Annotated in this window: 4 protein-coding genes; 2 read left to right on the forward strand and 2 right to left on the reverse strand. The window is 41.5% G+C overall.

Going from position 1 to position 3,088, the window contains the following annotated elements:
• Positions 1-2 precede the first annotated feature (2 nt).
• Both secG and ACMJ0U_RS05675 read left to right on the forward strand, forming a co-directional pair.
• A complete protein-coding gene (secG, locus tag ACMJ0U_RS05670; RefSeq protein ID WP_417128745.1) occupies positions 3-371 on the forward strand; it encodes a preprotein translocase subunit SecG in 369 nt (122 codons plus the stop codon).
• A gap of 115 nt (positions 372-486) precedes the next feature.
• Positions 487-1,674, forward strand: coding sequence for a DUF418 domain-containing protein (locus ACMJ0U_RS05675; protein ID WP_417128747.1), 1,188 nt, complete (start codon positions 487-489; stop codon positions 1,672-1,674).
• A gap of 311 nt (positions 1,675-1,985) precedes the next feature.
• Here the strand turns inward: ACMJ0U_RS05675 and ACMJ0U_RS05680 are convergent, their stop codons facing one another.
• On the reverse strand, positions 1,986-2,537 hold the full coding sequence (locus tag ACMJ0U_RS05680; protein WP_417128749.1) for an NADH peroxidase: 552 nt from the start codon (positions 2,535-2,537) through the stop codon (positions 1,986-1,988).
• Positions 2,538-2,584: 47 nt separating this feature from the next.
• Positions 2,585-3,007 carry a Fur family transcriptional regulator gene (locus ACMJ0U_RS05685; RefSeq protein WP_417128750.1) on the reverse strand — a complete coding sequence of 141 codons (423 nt, stop codon included), beginning with the start codon at positions 3,005-3,007 and terminating at the stop codon, positions 2,585-2,587.
• Positions 3,008-3,088: the final 81 nt, after the last annotated feature.

Below are 3,088 nucleotides of genomic sequence, written 5' to 3' on the forward strand. Positions count from 1 at the left end.
AAATGTATTTATTATTTGTTGTATTAATGGTGCTTGCTGCTGTATTGATGTGCTTCGTAGTACTGATACAGAATTCAAAGGGGGGAGGGCTCTCTTCTAGCTTCGCTTCGTCTAATCAGATTATGGGAGTTCGTAAGACTACTGACTTTATTGAAAAATTGACTTGGGGGTTGGCCGCTTTCATGGTAGTAATTAGTGTGGCTACTTCTTATGTAGTCCCTTCTCAGGTAGAAGGCTCTTCAGTAATTATGGAACAGGCTGTAAAAGAGCAAAAAACAAATCCGTTGAACGCTCCTGCTGGCTTTGCTGCTCCTCAAAAAACCGATGCAGCGGCTACCGCTCCGGCTGCCAGTGATTCTGCAAAGAACTAAGATAAAATATTATAGGGGCACACCTCTTTTGAGGGATTGGATGCCATAATTGTAGAAACGGGAAGCCTGCTTTTTAAACAGGTTTCCCGTTTTTTTATTGTTAATTTTATAGACGATGGAAAACATTCAAAGGAAAGAAAGAATCTTGGCTCTTGATGCATTAAGAGGATTCGCAGTAAGGGGGATTATCCTGCTTCATAACATTGAACATTTTAATTTTTATTCCTTTCCGGAAGCTACTTCTCCAGTGCTTGGGGCTTTAGATAAAAGTTTGTGGGACATGTTATTCTTTATGTTCTCGGGAAAGGCATATGCTATATTTGCTTTATTATTCGGCTTTACGTTCTATTTGCAGAGCCGGGGAGCTGAAAGAAGAGGAGAGGATTTCAAGAACCGCTATATGTGGCGTCTGCTGCTTTTGTTGGGGTTTGGCTTTGTCAATTCTTTGTTCTTCCCAGGTGAAATCTTGGTACTATATGCCATTTTAGGTTTTATTCTTGTGCCTGTACGTCATTGGAGCAACAAAGGCTTACTGATATTGGCACTGATATTGATGTTGCAGCCTGTGGAATGGCTGAAAGTGCTGTGTGGTTTTGTCAATCCTGAATACGCACCGAAGCAGATGATTTTCTCGTTGGGTGATGTCTATCCTCAGTTGGGAGGTGAGTCCTGGTGGGAAATGGTGAAGGTAAATTTCACAACCGGTCAATTGGCTAGTCTGAACTGGGCTTGGTGCTACGGGCGAGTTTTCCAAACCTGTTCTTTGTTTATCCTTGGTTTGTGGATAGGCCGTGTGGGGTATTTTGATTCTTCTTCTGAACCTGCTCTGACAAAAGCGCGTACATTCTGGACTTATGTGTTATGCTTTTCACTTCCTTTGGCTGTAATTTTCTATTTCCTCAAAGGTTTTATTTTTTCAGTTGCTTCACAGCCTTTGATGCTTGACAGTTTGAAGACCATTTTCAATTCTTGGTATAACTTCTGCTTTATGTTGGCTATTGTATCAGCTTTTCTCCTGTTGTATTGGATGGGGAAGGGGCGGATACTGAAGATACTTGTTCCTTACGGAAGGATGAGTCTGACAGACTATATCATGCAATCAGTGATAGGAAGTTTTCTGTATTTCGGTTACGGACTGGCCTTGCATAAATATTGTGGCACTACGTTGAGCTTATTGGTCGGAATAGTTTTCTTCTTGGCACAGCTTGCTTTTGCCCACTGGTGGTTCTGCCATTTCAAACGCGGTCCGTTAGAAACCATCTGGCATCGGCTGACCTGGTTAGGAAAGACCAGCAATCGTTAATCATTTAGGTAAATATGAGGAGAAAGGCTGTTCCATAATGAAGTTGGGGCAGCCTTTCTTGTATTTTGTGGATGAGGCAGAAGCAGGCTTCAGTACTTCTTCGTAAGTACTCCGGTACTGTCGAATAAGTACTCCAGTACTGTCGTGGAAGTACTGAAGTACTACCTATGAAGTACTGGTTTTAAATAATGAACTGTGGATTCAGCTTTTATAGCTATCAAAGACGATAAGTTTGTCTTATTTATGAAAAAAGCGGAGGCCATCCTCGGGATTGAGGTGGCCTCCGCTTGTGATGAAAGTCGTACTTTCAATTATTTCTTGAAGTATCTGTTGTACAAGCCTTCGAAACCTTTTCCGTGACGAGCTTCGTCCTTAGCCATTTCGTGAACTGTATCGTGGATAGCATCCAGGTTCAGCTGTTTAGCACGAGTAGCGATGCGTTTCTTGTCTTCGCAAGCACCACATTCAGCATTCATACGTTTTTCAAGGTTTGTCTTAGTATCCCATACACAGTCACCCAACAGTTCTGCGAATTTAGCAGCGTGTTCAGCTTCTTCCCAAGCATAACGTTTGAAAGCTTCTGCTACTTCAGGATAGCCTTCGCGGTCAGCCTGACGGCTCATAGCCAGATACATACCAACTTCAGTACATTCGCCCATGAAGTGGTTGTTCAGGTCTTTGATCATTTCGTTGTCGCAACCTTTAGCTACGCCGATTACGTGTTCGTCTACAAACTGCAAGCCACCTTCAGCTTCTTCCATTTCTTTGAATTTAGAAGCAGGAGCTTTACACAACGGACACTTTTCAGGAGCTGTTTCACCTTCGTGAATGTAACCACAAACTGTACAGATAAACTTTTTCATAAGTCAATAATTTTTAAAGTAGTTAGTTATTATTAATAAGTTGATTTTTAGTTATTCATTAATCCTTTCTCAGCGCATTCAGGACAAATACCCTTGTAATACTGATGGACTTCTTCTACAATAAAGCCTTCTTTGCGGAAAGGTTCTGCCTCGTAGAGATTCTGCGGAATTTCCACGTCGTAGATTTTGTTGCAGACTTTACACTGAAAATGCGCATGAGGATGCACATCTCCGTCAAAGCAGGCATTTTTTTCGTCTATGGTCAGCATTTGAGCCGCGCCGTGTTCTACAAACAACTTCAGCGTATTATACACCGTTGTTTTAGAGAGCGTGGGGATTTCCTTGCATAAGGCAGTATATATCTCATCGATACATGGATGCGTCTTATGTTTCAACAGGTAATCCATGATGGCGATGCGTTGTACAGACGGTTTAATGTGGTAACTGAGCAAGTATTCGTATGCTGTCATATTTATTTTCAATTATGTAATTGTTACAATTCTAATTCGAAGGCAAATATACAAAGATTTTTTATAACCACAAATACTCTC

It is taken from the genome of Phocaeicola sp. (assembly GCF_048170425.1).
In the GTDB taxonomy this organism is placed as follows: domain Bacteria; phylum Bacteroidota; class Bacteroidia; order Bacteroidales; family Bacteroidaceae; genus Phocaeicola.